Raw genomic sequence first — 20,063 nt, forward strand, 5'->3', positions numbered from 1 at the left:
GCTTTTGCTGAGTTCGATGAGGCCGCTTTCTTATGGACTCTAAATAGGCTGTTACTTATTTAGGCCTAGCGGCCTACTCCGAACAAGCCTAGTAGCCCTTTAGTCGGCACAATGAATATTTCCAGGCTGGCGTAAGGAGCCCATTCAAAATTGCTGTCGATGATTTTCTCCCGGTCGTCGTTGGTTTTGTCGAAGGCGTCGAAGGCGTAGTTGTAGCGGTAACCGCCTTCTACCCCCAACCAGATGAAGTCGTATAACTCCCGCTCCCAGCGGCCACGGAATTTCACTTCGGTCTCGCGCAGTTCCAGGGTGCGCAGTGGCACAATGCCAGGCTCAGGCTGCCCATTGCTAAGCCGCCGCACCAGCGGCTCTTTGAGTTTGATGATGTAGTTGAAGCCATCAACTGTGTAGCCAGCCGTTAGAATGGAGCGGGGCGACACATTGTAGCGCGCCGCCACCCGAGCCGGGAAGATGGCCTCTATGCCCCAACGCGAGTTGAAGGTACGGTTGTAGAGCAGGGCTGGGTAGGGGCTAAAGCGCCCGAACGTGTAGCCCAACTGCACCCCCACGCCCCACGAAAATTCGGGGCTGCGCTTCCAGCCGTATAAGAACTCAGACGATACCCGCAGGTAGTCTTTCACGTTCAGTTCACTGGAGGTATAGTCGCCGCTTAGCTCGCCTTTAATGCGGAAGATGTACCAGTTCACTGTGTTCACCGGCCGAATGACGGCCAACTGCGCACCCAGCGTTTTCAGGGCCTTGTCTTCGATGTTATCGTAGAGCTCGTAGCTGGTGGGGGTGTTTTTGAATTCAAATTCTTCCCGCTCATAGTTGATGCCTAAAATCAGCTTTAGGTGCGGGTGATTGAGCATCGGCACATAGCCTTTGATAACCAGCCGGGCGTTCTTTTCGGCATCGGCAGAGTAGTCGGGCAAGTTGGCTACCTGGGCTCTCGATGTTACCCCGAAGCGGGGCATCCGCTCGTAGTGGAAAATGATTCCTTTGGTCGGGCCCTGGTTTACAACGGAGGGCGTGGCAAACTCCTGATTGGTAATCACCGTGGCAGTATCGCTGGACGCGGGTGCCGGAAACACCGGCGTGGGCGAAGCCGGCGTCACTTGCGCCATTGCCGTTGTAGCCAGCAAACCGCAGCTAAAGGCAGTAAATACCGAGTTGCGCACCATACGCCCCCGGAAAGCAATAGGCAAAAACATACGCTACAAGGTCAAAGTAAAATCTGGGCCGTTCGGTCTTAACGCACACCCCGCTAAAAAGGCTATGCCCCAAGACCGTTTTTGCACTTAAAAGAATTTCAAGAATAAGAGGGCAAGAAAAGAGCCGACCATAATCGACCGGCTCCTTTCATACTACCTTGGCTATCAGCTACTACTAGAACAGGAAATCAAACCCGAGGAACACCAGGTTTTCCTCGCCCTTCGAGTAGGTAACGTTGATAACCGCTTGCTTGAGGATATCAACCCATACGCCCCCACCATACGCGGTGTGGTAAGCGTCTAGCCCACTCTTCACGTCGTAGCGGGAGTACACCCGGGCGGCATCAGCCAGACCCATGATACCAAACTTACCGGGTAGCAGATAGGCATTGAACTCGAAAAGCTGGATGCGTACTTCTGCGTTGGCGTAGGTGCTAGACCGGCCGGCGTACCGCGTCCGGCGGTAGCCACGCAAGTTGGTAGTGCCACCCAGCGTGTTGGCCTGGAAGAAGCGGTAGTCGCCGAGGTTGCGGCTAGCACCCACACGGCCAGCCCAGGTGAGCTGGAAGGGGAAGTTGGGGCTCAGGTAGAAGCGGAATTCCGATGCCAGACGCCCGTACTTCAACTTCTCGGCGTTGAGCTGCGTGTTGTACTCCACGGCGTTGTACCAGCGCAAGCCAATACGCGGGTTCTTCGGCGACGAAGCCGCATCAATGTTGAGGTATGCGCGCCCACCGAGGTAGCGGTTAAGCTGGAAGTCGGAGGCCCGAATACCCACGGCACTTGTTCCTTCTATCCCATTGCCTTGGTCGTCGAGGTTGCTGGCTATTTCGCCGCCCAATCGCTCGGTGCTTACCCGGAACTGGTCGTACTGCGGACCGAAACCAACTTTTAGGAAGCTAAACACATCCCGCTCCAACACCGGCGAAACGTAGAACCGCGAGAAGCGGACCCGGTAGGTGTTGTTGATGTCGCGGTTGCGGGTGTCGTTGTCGTCGGCTAGGATGTTGCGCGTGTCGTTGCCCAAACCGAAGTAGTTATACAGCAGCTGCGGGCCGTAGAGCTGCGAGGTTATGCGCAGGTCGTACTTGCCAATCACATCCACAAAATGCCCCAAGTAACGAACGTTGTACGCCTGCTGCGAGGGAGAATAGTTGGCCGCTAGGCTCTGCTCGGTGGCGTACGGTTCTTTCCGGAAGCCATAGGTCCGGTACACGGCCCCACCACCCACGAACAGCCGGTCATCGATATTATAACCGAAGTACAGTGTTGGGCCGAGATAGTTGAGCGTGTAGTCTTTGCGGTCCGAGCGGTTGTGCACGTCATACCGGCTTACATCAATACCAGGCTGCGTCCGCAGGCGAGTGTCTTTACCGGGCGTTATCACGTTACCGGTGTCGGCGTCGTAGATGTGCGTGTAGTGCCGGAAGCCAGCCACGTTGGACCGGTCGGTGATAGAGTCTTTGTCGGTACCGGCAATGATGCGCACCTTGGTGCCGCGTTGCACGTCCCCTTTCACGTCGTACACGTCGTTGCCCTCGAACCCGTAAAGGCGCAGCTCTTTGGTTACTTTGTTATCGAAGGTGCGGTCAAACAAGGTTTTGCCCAGGGCGCCTTCTTTGGTGATTTTGCGGACCTGCACGCGGGTTTTGTTGTCGGCTAGGCGTTCCACCGTGAACTTTTCGCGCTTGCTAGAGCCTTTCACCTCGGTCACCTTGCTTACCACAGTGTAGTAGTCGGCGGCTAGCTGGGGCAGCAAGTCGCGGCGGCTTTTCAGTTTGGCTATTATCTCGGGGCCGTGTAGCTCATATATCTGCTTGGGCCACCGCTCCCGGAACGCCTTTTCGATAACGTTGTCGGTGAGGGAAGCTTTCAATTCCTCGGCCTGCTTCACCCACTGCTCTTTCGTAACGGAAGCCAGGTACACCCGGTCGTTGCTGAGGGCCGTTAGGTTGAGCCCTTTCCAGTCGGCGTAGTCTTTGCCGAAATTCTGGAAGTTGCGGATAGCCCATTTCCGCGAGGCCAAGTATGGGAAGATACCGTCGCCCTTGAAAAAGGCCACGTCCCGGTCTTCTGGTACTGCTGTGAATTTCCGGTCGCCTTCCTTGTCTTTCTTTTCAGCCCAACGCCACTGGTCTTCGTGCCGGTCCCAGTCGCCTATCCACATATCAAACAAGCGCGAACGGGCGAATGCCTTTTCATCAACCCGGTTGTCGTTGTCGTCCACTAGGCGCTCAAACACCTTGTCGGTCCCTACTAGGTTCTCGGCGTTGCCCAAGGAGGCTACGTTGCTTTGGTCGTCTTTGGCATCTTCTTCAATAGCACCTGGCGTATTGGAAAACCGCTCTAAGTACTGGCCCAGCAGCGGGTCTTGCGGAATAAACCGAAGTTCTGGATTGGTATGCAGGATGCCAGCGGCTGTAGCCAGCGGAGGAATTGCTAAGCTACCGTAGGGGTGCTGCGCCGAAATCTGGTCTTGCAGGATGTCGGCAGCGGCTCCCGTCCGTAGCGCTTCAGGCAGCACGGCCGATGGGTCTTTGTTGAGGCTCCGGATAGTGAAGTTGCGTCCTTCTTCGTTGCGCACCTTCAACGAGGCCGTTTGCTTGCCGCCCCCGATTTTGTACGGCGTCAGACCACCTTTTTCGGTTGCCAGATCCAAGACCGGAAACTTCACGGGCGTAGCCCACTCCTGCCGGTAATGCTGCCCAAACAACGACTTGTGCAGCTTGCTCCGGTCCAAGTAGCGGGGGTTGACGGCCAGAGTCACCGTACTGTCTCTGTACTTAGGGCGCGGGCCGGCCGGAACCGGACTAGCTTCACTGGCCACCACTGGCTGCGCATAGAGCGGAGTCCGGAACACGAGGCGGGCTGTTTCACCTGCCCCGTTCGGAATATAGTATTCCACCCATGCTTGGCCATCGTCATAGTAGTTTACCCGTGCCAAGCCTTTCTCTTTATCGGAGAAAATGGCGTCGGCGCTGTTGCCAGTGCGCGTGTGCTGCGTTTTACAACCCGAGCCGCTTACAATCTGATGGTAGGTGGGGGTTTTGAAATATTGGAGGTTGTGCTCGTGCCCGGAAGCGTAAACGATATTGGGGTGCTTGGCGAAAATATCTTCCAGGCCCTTCTTATAAGCCTGGTAGAGCGGATGCGGAATGTCTTGGCTAATACCGCCGTATTTGCGGGCAAATGGATACACCGAGCCGAGAACCGGCAACGGCAGGAACGCATATTTGAAGACGATGGAGAGCGGAAAAATGTGGTCGGCCAACGTGAAGTAGCCGCCATGAATGCCATCGGACTGGATAGGATGGTGCGCAATCACCATGATATTCTTGTCCTTGTTGCGCTCGATGATATCTTCCAGCTGCGTGAAGAAGTCGGTTTCGTTAGCCACACCGCAGCCGCTGTTGGCGCCATAGGGTCGCTCACCAGCACCTTGCAAGAACCATTGCGAATTGATGGCAATCAACACCAGATTGTCCTGCAACCGCACCTCAAACGGGCCGGGGCAGGCATCCCGCGGAATAAAGAAGTCGCCGGTGTAGGAGAAAGCCGCCGAGTCATTGGTCATGAAGTTTTCTACGAACCGTTGCTGCCGGTTCACCTGCTCCACTCCTCCGGTGCGGCCCTGCTTCCAGTCGTGGTTGCCGGGAATCATGTATTTCTCTCCGGCGTAGCCCCGCAGGATGTTCAGCTGGTCTACAATGCGGCGCTCCGACTCTTCCCGGTCGAATGCCCCCTCTTCGGGCATGCCGTACTCGTATATATTATCGCCGAGGTAAATGGCAGTGCTTTTCGCGCCAGCGGCCAGCATTTGCTTGCGCATAAAGTTCAACGATGGCTCTCCCCCATCCTTGGCAGGAATTGGCTTGCCTACGTCGCCAATCAGGAAAACAGAATATGCAATGCGGGAACTGTCTGGCGGTGTTTTTGCTTCCCAATTTTCACCGCCTTTTGTATAGTTTGGACGAATGGGGTGTGGAGTCTGTGTGGTTTTCTGGGCCCAGGCGGAAGTGCCGCTCAGCAACCAAAACAGGCTACAAGACAAGAGAATACGCTTCATACAATGAGGCAATAGAGAGAGAAAGCAAGCCTGAAACTAGTGCCTAAACCGAATTGGACTAGGCGTAGTTATTGGAAATACGAGTAACTTACTGAAACGGCTGCGTGCAAACGACGCCTAGTAAGCCAGAATGCCTGCCGTACGCAAACCTGTGACTCACGGTTGAGATACGGCTGCAAAAACCTCCACGTATAATTCGCGTTCAAAGTCGGTTAGGGGTGCCGCCCCGTTATGCCGCTCACCCTGCCTCCTCCTAATGGAACCTACGGAAACCCTCCAACCGGCCAAAGCCGAAAAATCAGAAATTCTGAAGCAGGCGAAGTCCTACGTGACAAAGCTAATGGAAGAAAAACTTCCACCTCAGCTTGTCTATCATTCGCTTAAGCACACAGTTTCTGTTGTGAAAGAAGCCCGCACCTTGGGCGAAGATTCTGGCTTGGAAGCCCATGACCAAGAGGCGTTGCTGCTGGCCGCTTGGTTTCACGACACCGGCTACATTGAAGTCAATGATGGTCACGAATATAAAAGCATGGTTTTCGCCGAAAACTGGTTGCGCGAGCAGGGCTACCCCGAGCCGCGTATCCAGGTGGTTAAGGACCTGATCCGGGGCACGCACCGCGACGAAGCCTGCGAAACGGAATTGCAGCAACTGCTCAAAGATGCCGACATGAGCGGCATGGGTCGGGAAGACTTCTTTGCCAATGCCGAGCTACTTCGCGCCGAATGGGAAACCACGCTCGGCAAAACCTACTCCAATGTGGAGTGGGCAGAGTCGCAGCTGGACTTTCTGTTGTCGGCAAAGTTTCTGACCTCCGCGGCCAAAGCGCGCTACAAAGACCAGTTCAAGGCCAACCTGAAGGAGCAGCGCGACCAGCTTAAGAAGACCGAGAAAAAGAAGAAGAAAAAAGAGGAGGAAGCTACCGGCACGTTCGCCGAGCCCAAACGCGGCATCGAGACGATGTTCCGGACCATGTACAGCAACCACATGAAGCTGTCGGATATGGCCGATAAAAAAGCTAACATGATGATTAGCTTGAACGCCGTGCTGCTGTCGGTTATCATCACGTATTTGGGTGCCAAAGCCGGCACTAAGTCGGGAGTACTCAGCCCTACTATCGTCAACAACCCCGTTCTCACTATCCCGATTGGGTTGCTGCTGGCTACGGCACTGGGCTCGGTTGTGACGGCTATCCTGTGCGCCCAGCCAGACGTAACGAGCTTTAAGTGGCTAAAGAAGAGCCCAGAAATTGCCACCAACCGGCGCGTCAATTTGCTCTTCTTCGGCAACTTCAGCAAACTCTCTCTCGACGACTTCCACTCGGGCATGAACCAAGTGATGAGCGAAAAAGATGCGCTGTACACTAACATGGTCACCGACATCTATTACCTCGGCGATGTACTTACGCGCAAGTATCGGTTGCTGCGCATCAGCTACACCATCTTCATGGTGGGCCTTATCCTGACTTCGCTTTCCTTTGGTATTGCATTGCTGTACAAAATGTAGGTATCCGCTAAGCAGGTGCGCAACAGGCTTTTTACATAAGCGCGTAACAGTATATGCGTAGCCGTTGCCTACTTGCCGCCTAGTTTTCTTCTCTTATACATTTCGCGCTACCTTTGTGCCACTTCACATTGGCCCCGTAGTTCAACGGATAGAATAAGGGTTTCCTAAACTTTAGATGTGAGTTCGATTCTCGCCGGGGCCACAACAAAGCCTCTCTACTACATGTAGAGAGGCTTTTTGCTTAAAAAGGGGGCACGTTAGGGAACAGAACACCAGAATAATCTTTAAAAGATCTTTAGGTCCTCCCTCACTCCTGTGGCAGTTAGCAAGGGAAGAGCCCATACATACAGTAAACAAGCAGTGGTCAAGTGAACCTGAAGTTTATAGCGACTAGACCATAATAACAGCTTCCACCTTCGGATGAAAAATATCGCCGACTATAAGAGTACGGCTAACGGCATATCCTGCAAGATGTATTATATTTTATTTTTATCTTTTACCGTCATTATATGATTAAATATATATTTCCTTCACTGCTTACTGCTAGCTTGCTCAGTTGTGCGTATCAGGCCTAGGCTCAAGCACCGGCCAAACAGTGGGACCGCACCTTCGGGGGCGATGGCAATGATCAGTTCTATGCTTTGCAGCAAACCAGTGGTGGAGTTTATATTCAAGGAGGGTATTCAGACTCCGATAGCAGGGGCGACAAGACGCAGCCAAATCTGGGCTATTATGATTACTAGCTGGTTAAGATTGATGCCAGCGGCACCAAGCAATGGGACCAAACGATTGGGGGCGATGGAAATGATTTCCTTCACACTATCCAACAAATCAGTGACGGGAGCTATATCCTTGGGGGCCGTTCTAAATCCGGAATTGGTAGTGATAAAACTCAAGCTAATCAAGGCGACAATGACTGTTGGATTGTCAAGATCGGCCCTGCTTCACTCGCTACTACCACCGCATCGCTTCAGCGCCTGCCCCTGACAGCATACCCCAACCCCGTCAACTCGGCCCTCACCCTATGCGGTCCCGCGGGCACACCCTACCAGTTGCTCAACCAACTCGGCCAAGTCGTGCGCACTGGTAAAGTGTCCGCCCAGCCGCTGGACGTGCAAACCCTGCCCGCCGGCCTGTATTTGCTGTACGATGCAATTAGTGGCCGCACCACTAAGCTTGTTAAAGAGTAACCTAGTAGCACGTTTCCTAGAAGCTAAGTGTACATGGTAGTAACCTGTCATCGTTATTGTCTGCGTATAGCTCATCATAGATCATGCCCACCACCCATTATGCCTTTCGGGCCTTGCCCTTCGAGCAGCAAATAGTACTGGTGTGGGACGAAAGGCAACATGTAGCAACCCGCTATGAGGAAGTAGATACCGTTGCTCCTTACTACATGGGCGGAGCCTCCTTTGTCGAGTTGTTCTACAATCCCATCTATAATGTGCTCCAAGACCGGTTGCGGACGTTTGTGAGCACGGCCTTGCTGGAACCCTATGCCTCTGTTGTTAATCTGGATGATTTAGCTCTGGAGTAGGGAGGCCTCATCCGTGTGTTATTAGTCAGCAGCAACAGTTACCTCTTGCTGCACCAGCACGTACATGTCGGCTACCACGAAGAAGTCGCTGCGGAACAGATGGGATTCCCGCTCGGCAATCGCCTCGTAGGCCGACTCGGCAATTTTCAGGTGCGCGACCTCGCCACTCGTGCCCTGCCCCCGGTCACCATGTACGCACAGCAGATGGTCGTACTAGTTAAGCGGTTTGTACTGAAAGATGCGGCTGAAGGCCTTACGCTCGGTATAGGCAGCTAAATCAGCGGGGATAGCAAGCTTCTTGGAACTCATGGTTGCACGGGAATACGCTCGAAGGTAGAGCCCCTTGCGCAAAATGCAGTAGCTATTGAGCGCAACAGCAATGATTGTAATTATTTTACTTACTTAGTACTTACTTGCAGGACTATCTCAAGCATTTATTCTATCACAAGGCGAGATACCGATGCCCCCATCCGGACCCAATACAAGCCCCGAACGAGACCCGTCAAGTCGAGTGGTATCGTCTTGCTTCCCTGCTCTAGTATAAACCAGCTTACCTGCCGACCCAGTCCGTCGAGCACCTGCACCACCTGACGGCCGGTAGTGAGTGGGCTCCGGGTGAGCACGGTACGTGTCAGAGCGGGGTTGGGAGCCAAGCTAAAGGGAGAAGCAGAACGCGGTGTATGGGTCGCTAGCCCCATATTCGTCAGGTGAGCGACAAACGCTCCGTCGCGTACACTCGACAGGGTTGTAGGACCAAAGGTAGCTGGGCTCGCATACAGACCTGCCACCACCGTTGTTCCTTTACTGACTAAAGCTGTTCCGAAATCGTCGCCTGGGCCGCCAGCACGCACGGCCTGCGTCCAGGAGCCGGTGGAGTTAAGCGTAGCGACTACAAGATCGCGTCCTCCAGCACTTGTTAAGCTAGTGGAACCAAAGAGCGCCGTGCCTGTGAAAAATCCGGTGATGACCACGTTCCCTTGCCCATCCAATGCTACCCCAAAAGCCGCATCTAATTCGGAGCCTCCGGCTTGAACGGCAAAACCCCACTCTCCGGAGGGATTTAAGCGAGCTACGAAAATATCCGCTGAGCCCATACTGGTTAAGGATGTGGCGCCAAAGCTGGCTGTGCCGCGGAAATACCCGGTGAGGGTAGCATTGCCAACATTATCGAGTACGACCTGGCCGCCATAATCACCATCGGTACCGCCAGCCCGCACCACCTGGATCCAATTTCCCGCGGCATCAACCCTTGCCACAAAGGCATCGTTGTTACCCGCACTGGTAAGCAGTGTAGTGCCAAAGGCCGCCGAACCACCGAAGTAGCCCGCGATAACGGCCGTACCGTTCCCCTCTAAAGCAAGAGAGGAAGAAGAATCAAACGCGGCTCCCCCCGCCCGCACCGCCTGGGTCCAAGTACCAGCTGCACTTAGCCTAGCCACAAAAACATCCGTACTTCCGGTACTTGTTAGATTAATCGTGCCAAAGGTTGCGGTATTGTCAAAAGTACCTGTTAGAACGGCACTGCCATTCGAATCTATGGCGATAGATTGCGCGTAATCGGGACCTGGCCCCCCGGCTCGTACCGCCTGGGTCCACTGCCCAGCTGCGTTCAGCCGTGCTACAAAAAGATCGGCATTGCCGGCGCTCGTTAGGGTGGTGGTGCCGAAGGTCGCGGTAGTAGAAGCCAGTCCTCCGCGCAGAACTCCAAAATAACCCGCCAACAACGCATTTCCTGTGGCATCCACTACTATATCATATATATAGTCGTCGCCCTCTCCCCCAGCCCGCACGGCTTGCGTCCATTCGCCGGAAGCATTCATACGAGCCACAAACACATCGGAATTGCCTGTGCTGGTGAGCACATAAGTACCTAAGGTTAGGGTAGTGGCAAAATTACCAGCCACAATGGTGTTACCAGCCCCATCAAGTGCGATTTGCACATTAGTGCCGCCAGCGCCTTCAACTTGACTGACCCTCTGCCATGTGGTTTGCGCCCATGCCGGAGCAGCACTCAGGATCAAAAAAACAACTGCCAATTGGCGTAGCGTATCGTGTAGCATATAACTGGATATATCCCCACAAAGATAACTCAACAGCAATTACAGCCCAACTTTCGCGTCTTCTAAATTGGAGAATAAGAAGTATATGAGTTACTGACAAGAACAAGACTGCGTCCGTAAGCCCTTCACTTTAGTCGCAGCGGTGCCCCACGGTTGGCAAGCCATTTGCAGTGATGATCACACCTACCCTTAATTATTATGCACGCCTCTATCACCCCCATTTATAGCGCCGATACCGAGCGCCGCCATCAAGCCTTTCTCGTCTGTGCCGTTGGCCTGGCTGAACGCCACAAGCTGTACTTGGAAGAAGAAGGCAAGAAGATTGCTGACTGCTACACGCTAGAGATTGGCAATCATAGCAGCCGCATTGAGATCCATCAGGATGTGCCGATGGACTTGTATGAGGAGATACACACGTGTTGGAAACACTGCTTCAATTGATACAAATAAAAAGCCCCGGCAACTGTCGGGGCTTTTTGGTAAGTGTGGTTGCAGATAGGATGTGACTAGAGCTTGTCAAATAGTGTACCAACACCGGATCAACTCCTGCTTCAGTGCATAATAAATCCAAGCAGGCCTGCACCTTCGTAAGTCGTCGCTATGACCAAGCGTTTTTCTTTGCCTCGTCTAGCCGAGCGCGCGCGCCGGCGCCACGCCTGCCGCACTCACTTTCCTTTGGCCAGCAGCTACTTCCCTTCTCTTTGGGACTGGTACTGCTGGTGTCAACACAGCGACATTACGGGACTCCCGGTGCTGGAAGCAAGCATAGAGCTAAGCGGCAGGTGATACCCGGCTGTGCCACGAATGGATAAAGATTTCCTGGTCTTTGCGGGCCTCGGCAATAGCTGGGCAGGTGGTCTATACAGTATGATCGGTACTGAACTACATCTTCTGTACATCTTCACGTGATGATCCAGATCTACAATGATGGGAAAGGGAAAACCGATTCTTGTGAGGCGACCTTAGCAGACCCTGAGACGTGGGGGCTACAACCGATCTATGGATTAGGAGCCTCGCGCCAGTAAGTTGCGGTAGCCCTGAAACAGGCCATCGAGCAGCACATTGCGAAGCTGCAAGCCCTCGATTATACGGCAGTCGTTTTTACAGAGTAGCTCACCTTCTGCTTGGCTGACTCCTAATCCGCTCGCGCACTCAATTGAGCCGACAGCACCTAACACTGAACCAGTACCAGAACAGGCTTCTTGCTTGCTAGAGGGGCAGTGCCTTCTATCTTGCGCCATGAGGAAAGCACTACTTACAGGAATCGTACTGGCCTCGGCCTTGTCCGCAGGCGCGTAATCGATGACCAAACGCGACCTACTGCAGAACATCGTTCATCTCTCGTTCCCTAAGACGTTTGGCAGCTATGGGGGTTCTGCTTTTCTGCTCGACAACGGCATTCTCGTCACCTGTGCCCATAACATGTATCGCAGTCCCAACCGCTACGTCAAGTGGCTAACCCTCTACGTACGGGAGGCGGTACCAAGCGCCACTCCGGAGTCACTGACCCTCTCAGCTGACTACATTAAGCGCAACACCGTCACCTCTAGCTTGTTCATCTACCCACAAGTAATTCGGCACAAAAAAGCGCGAATAAAGTATGATTACGCCTTCATTCGCATCAGCGAGACTGCTATGCAACGCTTGCGTCCAGGGCTACTACCGGCAACTATAGCAACGACTCCTCCTGTGCTCACTGACTCGCTATATCTGATAGGCTATCCAGACAGTAAGCTCACCAGTCTATCCTACGCCCCGGGGCGCTGGGCCGTCGCTCCCGAAGAGAATGACGCCACTTTAACCGATCTTACCCGAATGTGGTACGTTACTGATGCACTAACAGACGGCGCCAGTGGCAGCCCACTGCTGCAAATACGAGACGGAAAAGCTGTCTTAGTCGGGGTACACACGGACGGAGCAGCTGACCCACCTTACAAACCGGGTAACAAAACCGCCGGGGTAACGAACTGGACTAAATTTAACGAAGACTACTAAGCTGCCCTGCAAAAACCGGGACGTTAAACAGATACATTACCTAGCAGATAACTAAATCTATTGCACTTGCTCTCATCTGTTAGTTGCGCTGCTATCAACAAGGCTCATTCAATTCTCGCTCGAAAAGCCCCGCTCGTTTGGCGGGGCTTTTAGTAACTGGTACTTGTCTGCGGCTAAAGCGCACTCAACTGATAGCTCACCTGTGCTTGCAGAGTGCGATTGCGGATTCCTTCGGTCCGGCTGGTTGGGATAGTAGTAGCATAGTCGAGGGGCTGGCGAACTGACGTGAGGCCCGCGGCATAGCGCAGCTCGACACCAAAGCGAGTGGTTGCTTGATAGCCGATGCCGACGACGTAGCCCACTTCCCAGCGCTGATAATCGTTCGTCCCGCGTACGCTGGTTGCCTCGGGAAACACGAACGCGGGATCCGGTACGCCGCTAGCCAATTCCGCCCTAGAATGGCCCCGCCGCCGTGCCCCTACCAAATAGCTTAGCTGCGGCCCCGCGACGGCAAACCACTTCTCCCCGTGCACGCGCCCTAGGACCGGTAGCCCGATATAGTGCAACAAGCTTCTTTCCTGGTACGTGTACTTCACGTTCGTATCGGTGCCCCGGTACTCCTTTGTGTACGAGGTACGGGCACCGCGTTGCTCGAACAGCAATTCAGGCTGTACGTCCAGGTGGGTAAACAAGGGTAGGCGCGCCAGCACCCCCGCCATAGGCCCTAGTCGGAAACGGGGGTTCGCCACGTCGCCACCGTAGTAGGTGCTGGCATTGAGCCCGGCTTTGACGCCGAATCTAAGGTGTTGTGCCTGTAGCGTGTTAGTAGCTGCCAGCAACCCTAAGAGCGAAAGTGTAAAGTGACGGATCATAGCGTGTAATAATAAAGCGGTGAGTACTACACAGAGTAAGCTGACGCACAGAAGGTTGGCAGCTCAAGAAAGATAGAACGAACAGCTGGCAATCCCAAAGAGCCCATTCCCATAAGTGGGACTTCTTAAACGGGTATAGCGGTTTGATATACCCTTGGTGAGCCTGTCTCATTCCCAAAAGTCAATATCTCTTACGGGCCTCGCTTTATCACGGAAAAGTGGCTCGAAACTCCCGCGTCGACAGACTAGTTTTCGCTTTGAAGAGCTTGCTGAACGAGGGTACATGCTCAAATCCGAATTCGTAGGCAATTTCGCTCGCAGTGCTAGAGGTGGCCGACAACTTTTCCTTTGCTTTCGCAATCAAGTGGGCATGAATGTGCTGCTGAGTATTTTGCCCTGTCACGACGCGCATTAGGTTGCTCAAATACTTGGGGGAGAGCTGTAAGCAGTCGGCCACATAGTGCACCGCAGGCACACCTCGTTCCGGTAACTCAGGGCTGTTGAAGTGGCCGTTCATATGGCATTATCAGTACCGCCCACATCTCCTACTTGCGCCAGCTCCTTATTTACTCGTGCCACCTGCTCAGCAAGGTGTGCATTTATGCGAACTTGTTCTCACTCTAGATACGCCCACGGGCTTAACTACTGCTTCTCTCCGTCGGCTCCAATTCAGCATTTGAAGCCGATGAAAAGGGGCTTGTCGAGTCTGTTGCTAAGGCACGCGGTGTAATTGTATCTAGTTTAGTGCGCCTTTTAGCCTTCGATGAAGCTCGCCGTTTAGGTATACCATTACCTAGCAAGTCTTAAGTACCAGATAACGTACGGCTGTTCTATAAGAAGGAAGAAGCCCGGCCAATGACCGGGCTTTGTTGTGTAATGAGTAGATGAGTTTACATTGTAGACGGACATCATATAACGCGTAATACTTACTCAAATATGACTCCTACAGATATACTCTATTCTCATCATAAATAGGAAAGCTCCTTAGGTAGGGACTTTCTTATTTATGATGAGAATAGAGGCATCCAGTGAATTATACCCTTCAGGTATTTTTTTAAACCCGCCTGCTTACTCTTTCCGGAATAAGTAGCCATCAGAAAGTGTGCGTTATTGTAACGTTAGATACTATCCGCCATAAGCCGCTTGGTATGTACGCTCCCTTGCTCGCCCATATTGCTCGCTACGTAACCCTGACACCAACAGAAACCGACATACTGGTGAGCTACCTGCGTACCCAGACGGTTGCCCGCAAAGATTTTCTGCTGCGCGAAGGCCAGGTTTGCTCAGCCAGCTATTTCGTGCTTGGCGGCTGTCTGCGCACGTATTTCCTCTCCGATAAAGGCACCGAGCACATCATCCAGTTCAGCATCGAAAACTGGTGGGTGACAGATTATGCGAGCCTGAGCGCGCAGACGCCAACGCCCTTCACTGTGCAGGCCCTGGAGCCAACGGACGTGGTCGTCTTCGACCAGTCGGTGCAGGAGGAAGTGTTCCATCGCCTTCCCCAGTTGGAACGGTATTTCCGCCTGATTTTGCAGCGTACGGTCGCCGCGGCTCAGTACCGCAACCAGTTCCTGTTTGGCCTTTCCGGGGAAGAGCGGTACTATCATTTTGCCGCAGCCCAACCGGGGTTTGTACAGCGGGTGCCGCAATACATGCTCGCGTCCTACCTCGGCTTCACGCCCGAGTTTCTCAGTAAAGTCCGGGCGAAAGCCGGCCACTCTTAACACCGGCCGTACGCGCAACTGGCCGGCGTTTTCTTAACCTAGATTAAGGAGAAGCGGGGCACGGGGGTTCGACCTTTGACGCATCGTTCAACCCCTTATTAACCCCTGCTACCATGCGCGTTAACATTCAGCAAACCGAGCCCGAAGCCTTCAAAGCCGTCTATGAACTGGAGAAATACCTAAGCCAGTCCCGCCTCACGCCGATCCATGCCGAACTAATCAAGCTGCGGGCTTCGCAGCTCAACGGCTGCGGCTTTTGCATCAACCTGCACGTGAACGAAGCACGCCAGCACGGCGAAACCGACCAGCGCCTGCACTTGGTGGCCGTATGGCGCGAAGCCGGGGAACTGTTCACTCCGGAGGAAAAAGCCCTGCTAGCCCTTACGGAAGAAGTAACTCTTATCCACCAGCACCATGTGTCGGATGTGACCTACGACGCGGCTGCGGCCTTATTTGATGAGCAGTACTTAGCCCAGGTCATTATGGCTATTGCCACCATCAACGTCTGGAACCGCGTGGCTATCACGACTCATCTACCGGTGATAGTTTAGGGTGTCGCCTGTACGCGTTGCGTTCGTTTTACCTCTCCTTGTTACGTTACCTCTTATGCCCGAAACCTCCCCTTCCGCCCCTGTCGTGCCGCAGTCGCGTTTCACGCTGCACCTCGTCGAACCCCAGGCCTACGCCGGCTTGCTGCTGCTCGACCAGCATTTAACTCAATCAGCTCTTACCAAGGCTCACTGGGACTTAATCAAAGTCCGTACCTCGCAGGTGAATGGCTGCGCGTACTGCATTCAGTCGCATTCAACAGAAGCGTTGGCCCATGGTGAAACGGAGCAGCGCCTGCGCGCACTGCCCGCGTGGCGGGAGTCGCCTTACTTCACGGCGGAAGAGCGGGCCATCCTCGCCTTTACCGAGGAGCTAACGCTGCTTGTGCCGCACCACCTCTCCGACGCCACTTATGCCGAGGCCGTGCGTCTGTTGGGTGTGCCCTACGTGGCGCAGGTGCTGTTGGCCGTAACCAACATGAACGCTTGGAACCGGCTAGGCATCGCCGCTCGTTTAATACCTGCTTAACATCAGCAATATACATAATACCATATCCAGCGCAACGCTTCCAACGTTACGCTCGACACGCTACGTAATGTGTTTGCCCCGATGTTGCCGATGGGTGCGGCCGTTGCTCTTTAGTCGGTACGCCCGCCTGCACCGTTAGAACATGGGAAACAGCCCTAGCACAGTTGCGACGGATTGTACTGGCTAGCGGCCTGCGTGAGGAGTTGAAATGAAGTATGCCCTATTACACGTTTCAGAAAAAGAATGTCGTCCTGCTGCACGCGTTCAAGACCTATTGCGCGCTCAATTCTTTCAACGGCGCCCTGCTCCAAGATGCGCACGGTCTGCTGGTCCAGCAAAAGGAAAACATGCAAGCCGTGCGACAACTGCGATTAACGAGTGTGCAGGAAATACTCGCCCAGGAACACCTGATCACAGCGTGCCTCGACGAGGCTATTGCCGTGGAAAAGTCCGGCTTGAAGGTGGACTACAAGAAAACCGAAGAACTCGCGCTTCCACAGGAATTCCTCGCTAAGCTGCAAACCATACCTGGGCTCAACACGGCATTCTATGCCCTAACGCCGGGGCGGCAACGAGGCTACCTTCTGCATTTTGCGGAACCCAAGCAAACGACCACTCGGCTGGCACGAGTGGAGAAATATCTGCAGCACATTCTTCTGGGCAAGGGGTTGCAAGACGAGTGTAGCCCTTACTCGCTACGCTAGCTGCTTTACCTCTGCTCCGATTGACCGAGAGTGACTACGCTTCTTTGACACAAAGCTGAACTTTAACACCTTTCATAATCGTACGAAAACATACATTTACGAAGCCACCTTCCAGCAAGCACAGTGCCCACACAACCACAAAGAGTGTTCATTCCAACGGGCACCCTTTGTGGTTGTCATAGCACCTAAGAATAAGAAAGCCTGACCACCGGCCAGGCTTCCGTGTAGTTCAATAGATCACCTGCTCTTTACTTCTCTGCCAGCAACGGGGCTTTATGCAGAAACGCGTTGCTGGCCAGAGCGTCTACCATAAACTTGGCTAACTGCTGGCGGCTGAGGGCAAATGGCGAAGGTGTTTGCTCGTAGCGCACCACTAATTCTTGGCGCGGTGCGTTGTTGTTGAGTGCCACGGGACGGGCAATCACCCACTCCAGGGTAGACTGCCGCAACAGGGTTTCCTGTTGGTTGTGGTCGGCAAACACCAGCTTGAAGTTGGTGAGCCGAATAATCAGGCGCATGTACCATGGCGCGTAGGGTCGCGAGTCGCCCGCCCCGATGGAGGAGAGCGTGACGATGCGCTGCAGACCCTGTTCTTCCATCACCTGAATCGTGTGGCGCATGGTCGTTGCCAACGTGTGAGGCGGCACTATTCTCTTGCGCAAGAACGACTCGGACTCGCTTAAGGCGCTCAAGGCACTAAGCACGGCATCACAGCCCGGCATAGCCCGGCGCACATCGGCCAGGTTTGTGGGCGAGCCTTGGATAACGGTTAAGTGCGGAGAAGTAATAGCGAGTTTGTCGAGGTTGCGCACGAGTACCGTCACGGCATAGCCTTGTTGCAGGGCATACTCGGCAATCAAGCGGCCGGTGCGGCCGGTGGCCCCGTAGAGCAGGATTCTTTTCATGAAGTGGTAGCGGGAATTGTTCCCTGCTTGCGGATGCAAAACTACCTGCCGGGGGTAGTAGCTTTGGGGTGCGTTACCTGTTTGATACCGGTTACCAAAACAATACCCCTATGCTCGTCTGCCCCGGCTCCGAAGCCAAGAGCCAACACCAAGCCGTGCACGATACGCTGGACGTCGTCAGCGGCAAATGGAAACTCATCATCCTGGCCGTGTTGCTTGTGCGTCCGTACCGGTTCAAAGAACTCAGCCGCGAACTAGGCGTCTCCCCGCGTATTCTGTCGAAGGAGTTACAGGAAATGGAAGGGCACCACTTAGTTACGCGCACCGTGTGTAACACCCGGCCCGTGAGCGTCGAGTACGCCTGCACGGCCCATAGTCGTACGCTGCTGCCCGTGGTGCAAGCCATGGCCGATTGGGGTTACCTGCACTATGAGGCGGTTGTCGGCAGCAAGCGGCCGGACGACCCTACCCCTCGCCGCCATACAGACCGGGATTAAGATTCAGCTGGTACCGCCAGCATAAGCCGGAAGCCCCACCAGTGGCCGGGCGTCGAGGCAGGATGGCAAAAGAGTTGATTGGCTTCTCTCAGCGCTTTTATGAGCAAGCCAGTCTATACCAAGGGTTGACGCCGGTGCAGGAAGCGTTGCTTGAGCCAAAGGAAGGGAGCGCCCAGTGCTAGGATGAAGCCCCAGTCGGCACCAAACCGCTCTAAGCCCTCCACCGCTAGGTCTACCCGCCCGACGGCAAGCCCAGCTCCTACCAATGCCGCTGCGGGAATAAAAGCCATGGCAATCAGCGGACCAGCTTGAAAGCTGCGCCGAAACGCCGCCAGAATGACTATGCCGGACAGGGCTCCGGCGGCGGCCATAAGCAGTTCCAGGAGTTTCGGATGCGCTAAGTGCTGGACTTCGCCATTCGCCGCCAAGGCGTCCGCGCTGGTTTCGCCGGCCGCCACCAAGGCTAGCATGGTCAGGGCCGCTGCCCCAACCAGTACGGCGTAACCGGCCAGTACCGAAACCAGCCCCCGGCCCACCAGCGGCCAGTGTCGCAATACCAAGCCCAGGGGCACTTTGGTCATGGGGTCGAAGCCGGGAGCAATGATAGCCGAGGCGACAAAAGCCACGGCCTGCGGCACCGGTTCCGACACAAGGCCGATGGCCGCCACCACCCCACCCAGAGCCATTAGAAGCAGATAATTGGTGGTGATGCGCCCCTGATGGCGCAAACCGCTTTCCATTTCCTCCCAGATGGCTTCGTCCCGGTCGTCATCTACGGCGTGGTGGCTGGCTGGCGAAATGAAGCTGGTCGCCTCGCTGGTCACGATGCTTAAGGCCTGGTGGTCCGTCACGGCGGCGCGGGCCCGACGCAGTACCTCATTGGCCCCACGGTTGAGCACGTGCACAATCAGCACATCGCCGGCTGGTTTGAGCGAAGCTCCTCGTTGGAGGGTCAGGCCAATGACTTCATCCAAGGAGATAAGTTCGGTTTGCAGAGAAGCAGTTACGTCGGGCGGAACGGCCAGTTCAATCGTACGGTGCATACAGGCGACGGAGGATATTCCTGCTGCAACGAACAAGGAGCTTCAGGGTTACTCTATTACCTATATATACGATAGACAGCCTACGTTTGATACCCTCACGTAGCGGTGACTACCAGCGCTATGAGTAAGGCGATTGTCAACTGAAAAACCACACGTCAACCAGTAGGCACAGACTTAGAAGCAAGCAAAGAAGTAGAATCCGTCTCAAGCACAAGAGGCGTCGAATCCGGGCACGAGTATGCTTCATTGAACACACACTAGAGGCTAGTACCATTACACCAAAGCAAGCTCGGCCAGCAAGGCCAAGGCAGATACTATACACAAGAGCGTAGAGGCCCCTAATTCCTCGGTAAAACGATATGGAGTAGAGTCTTTTAGCATGTAAAACGAAGAAAGGATTATAAACTATGTACAAACATATTTACATAGTGCAAATACATTGCCAGACTTTTTCTATTCTTGGGCTAGGAGCCACGCGACAGCTAGGTCTTCTCGATCGAAATGCTGATAAACGACACCTGAGTGCTGCATTGCCTGCAGGCTTATACTGTGCACCGCGAGGCGCGCAAACAAGTGGGTGGAGTTAAGGATGGCGCCGTAGCGGTAGCCTTGTTGGGCCGCCCGCGGCAACCAGTCGAGCATGTACCACGCTGCGTCTTCGTCAGCGGGCGGGTCTGCTAGGCGTTGGTCGGTGAGTACTTTATGGCACCCCCAAGTGCGCAGCTCGAGCAGGACGCGCTCTAAGACGGCGCGCGTAGCTGCGCTCGAGATGGGTCCTGCTAGCCACGTCACGTGCAAAAAGCCGGCGGGGTGGAACACGATACTGGCAGCAGGTGCCGTCGAAAAAGCCATCAGGACCAGG

The 20,063-nt window shown here is 54.4% G+C and carries 19 protein-coding genes and 1 tRNA gene; 12 read left to right on the plus strand and 8 right to left on the minus strand.

Going from position 1 to position 20,063, the window contains the following annotated elements:
* Window positions 1-65: 65 nt before the first annotated feature.
* Together MTX78_RS20805 and MTX78_RS20810 are read right to left on the minus strand one after the other, a co-directional pair.
* Window positions 66-1,214, minus strand: coding sequence for a DUF6268 family outer membrane beta-barrel protein (locus MTX78_RS20805; protein WP_243797996.1), 1,149 nt, complete (start codon window positions 1,212-1,214; stop codon window positions 66-68).
* A gap of 175 nt (window positions 1,215-1,389) precedes the next feature.
* Window positions 1,390-5,280: a metallophosphoesterase gene (locus MTX78_RS20810; RefSeq protein ID WP_243797998.1), complete on the minus strand. Its 3,891-nt coding sequence runs from the start codon at window positions 5,278-5,280 to the stop codon at window positions 1,390-1,392.
* Window positions 5,281-5,536: 256 nt separating this feature from the next.
* On the opposite strand from MTX78_RS20810, the gene MTX78_RS20815 reads away from it, so the two are divergent.
* The 5 genes from MTX78_RS20815 to MTX78_RS20835 all read left to right on the plus strand — a co-directional run bounded on the left by MTX78_RS20815 (window position 5,537) and on the right by MTX78_RS20835 (window position 8,597).
* Entirely contained in the window at window positions 5,537-6,784 is a 1,248-nt protein-coding gene (locus MTX78_RS20815; protein ID WP_243797999.1) for a Pycsar system effector family protein, read from the plus strand.
* Between the two features lie 130 nt (window positions 6,785-6,914).
* Window positions 6,915-6,986: transfer RNA gene (locus tag MTX78_RS20820), tRNA-Arg, on the plus strand.
* Between the two features lie 850 nt (window positions 6,987-7,836).
* Window positions 7,837-7,974, plus strand: coding sequence for a hypothetical protein (locus MTX78_RS20825; protein ID WP_243798001.1), 138 nt, complete (start codon window positions 7,837-7,839; stop codon window positions 7,972-7,974).
* An 83-nt stretch (window positions 7,975-8,057) separates the two neighbouring features.
* Window positions 8,058-8,321 carry a hypothetical protein gene (locus MTX78_RS20830; protein WP_243798002.1) on the plus strand — a complete coding sequence of 88 codons (264 nt, stop codon included), beginning with the start codon at window positions 8,058-8,060 and terminating at the stop codon, window positions 8,319-8,321.
* A gap of 15 nt (window positions 8,322-8,336) precedes the next feature.
* Window positions 8,337-8,597 (plus strand): hypothetical protein, encoded by a 261-nt coding sequence (locus tag MTX78_RS20835; RefSeq protein ID WP_243798004.1) that lies wholly within the window; start codon window positions 8,337-8,339, stop codon window positions 8,595-8,597.
* A gap of 158 nt (window positions 8,598-8,755) precedes the next feature.
* Here the strand turns inward: MTX78_RS20835 and MTX78_RS20840 are convergent, their stop codons facing one another.
* On the minus strand, window positions 8,756-10,261 hold the full coding sequence (locus MTX78_RS20840; protein ID WP_243798005.1) for a T9SS type A sorting domain-containing protein: 1,506 nt from the start codon (window positions 10,259-10,261) through the stop codon (window positions 8,756-8,758).
* Window positions 10,262-10,579: 318 nt separating this feature from the next.
* On the opposite strand from MTX78_RS20840, the gene MTX78_RS20845 reads away from it, so the two are divergent.
* Window positions 10,580-10,822 carry a hypothetical protein gene (locus MTX78_RS20845; protein WP_243798007.1) on the plus strand — a complete coding sequence of 81 codons (243 nt, stop codon included), beginning with the start codon at window positions 10,580-10,582 and terminating at the stop codon, window positions 10,820-10,822.
* Between the two features lie 981 nt (window positions 10,823-11,803).
* The gene (locus MTX78_RS20850) at window positions 11,804-12,376 is read left to right on the plus strand and encodes a trypsin-like serine peptidase (RefSeq protein WP_243798008.1); all 573 of its coding nucleotides are present in this window, start codon (window positions 11,804-11,806) and stop codon (window positions 12,374-12,376) included.
* Window positions 12,377-12,549: 173 nt separating this feature from the next.
* Here the strand turns inward: MTX78_RS20850 and MTX78_RS20855 are convergent, their stop codons facing one another.
* On the minus strand, window positions 12,550-13,248 hold the full coding sequence (locus MTX78_RS20855) for a porin family protein (RefSeq protein ID WP_243798010.1): 699 nt from the start codon (window positions 13,246-13,248) through the stop codon (window positions 12,550-12,552).
* A 208-nt stretch (window positions 13,249-13,456) separates the two neighbouring features.
* Window positions 13,457-13,765, minus strand: coding sequence for a helix-turn-helix domain-containing protein (locus tag MTX78_RS20860; protein ID WP_317258916.1), 309 nt, complete (start codon window positions 13,763-13,765; stop codon window positions 13,457-13,459).
* A gap of 631 nt (window positions 13,766-14,396) precedes the next feature.
* Between MTX78_RS20860 and MTX78_RS20865 the strand changes: the two genes are divergently transcribed.
* From MTX78_RS20865 to MTX78_RS20880, 4 genes are all read left to right on the plus strand, one after another.
* On the plus strand, window positions 14,397-14,975 hold the full coding sequence (locus MTX78_RS20865; RefSeq protein WP_243798011.1) for a Crp/Fnr family transcriptional regulator: 579 nt from the start codon (window positions 14,397-14,399) through the stop codon (window positions 14,973-14,975).
* A 113-nt stretch (window positions 14,976-15,088) separates the two neighbouring features.
* Window positions 15,089-15,526, plus strand: coding sequence for a carboxymuconolactone decarboxylase family protein (locus MTX78_RS20870; protein ID WP_243798013.1), 438 nt, complete (start codon window positions 15,089-15,091; stop codon window positions 15,524-15,526).
* Between the two features lie 55 nt (window positions 15,527-15,581).
* Complete coding sequence (locus tag MTX78_RS20875; RefSeq protein WP_243798015.1) at window positions 15,582-16,052, plus strand: carboxymuconolactone decarboxylase family protein; 471 nt, start codon at window positions 15,582-15,584, stop codon at window positions 16,050-16,052.
* A gap of 215 nt (window positions 16,053-16,267) precedes the next feature.
* Window positions 16,268-16,756: a YdeI/OmpD-associated family protein gene (locus MTX78_RS20880; protein ID WP_317258917.1), complete on the plus strand. Its 489-nt coding sequence runs from the start codon at window positions 16,268-16,270 to the stop codon at window positions 16,754-16,756.
* A 248-nt stretch (window positions 16,757-17,004) separates the two neighbouring features.
* Here the strand turns inward: MTX78_RS20880 and MTX78_RS20885 are convergent, their stop codons facing one another.
* A complete protein-coding gene (locus tag MTX78_RS20885; RefSeq protein WP_243798016.1) occupies window positions 17,005-17,661 on the minus strand; it encodes an NAD(P)-dependent oxidoreductase in 657 nt (218 codons plus the stop codon).
* Window positions 17,662-17,771: 110 nt separating this feature from the next.
* Here MTX78_RS20885 and MTX78_RS20890 point away from each other — a divergent pair, with 110 nt between their 5' ends.
* Window positions 17,772-18,158, plus strand: a complete 387-nt coding sequence (locus MTX78_RS20890; RefSeq protein WP_243798018.1) for a winged helix-turn-helix transcriptional regulator — start codon at window positions 17,772-17,774, stop codon at window positions 18,156-18,158.
* A 113-nt stretch (window positions 18,159-18,271) separates the two neighbouring features.
* On the opposite strand, the gene MTX78_RS20895 is transcribed toward MTX78_RS20890, so the two are convergent.
* Window positions 18,272-19,201, minus strand: a complete 930-nt coding sequence (locus MTX78_RS20895) for a DUF389 domain-containing protein (RefSeq protein ID WP_243798020.1) — start codon at window positions 19,199-19,201, stop codon at window positions 18,272-18,274.
* Window positions 19,202-19,654: 453 nt separating this feature from the next.
* Window positions 19,655-20,053 carry a hypothetical protein gene (locus tag MTX78_RS20900; protein WP_243798021.1) on the minus strand — a complete coding sequence of 133 codons (399 nt, stop codon included), beginning with the start codon at window positions 20,051-20,053 and terminating at the stop codon, window positions 19,655-19,657.
* Window positions 20,054-20,063: the final 10 nt, after the last annotated feature.

The sequence above is a fragment of the Hymenobacter tibetensis genome (assembly GCF_022827545.1).
In the GTDB taxonomy this organism is placed as follows: Bacteria; Bacteroidota; Bacteroidia; order Cytophagales; family Hymenobacteraceae; genus Hymenobacter; species Hymenobacter tibetensis.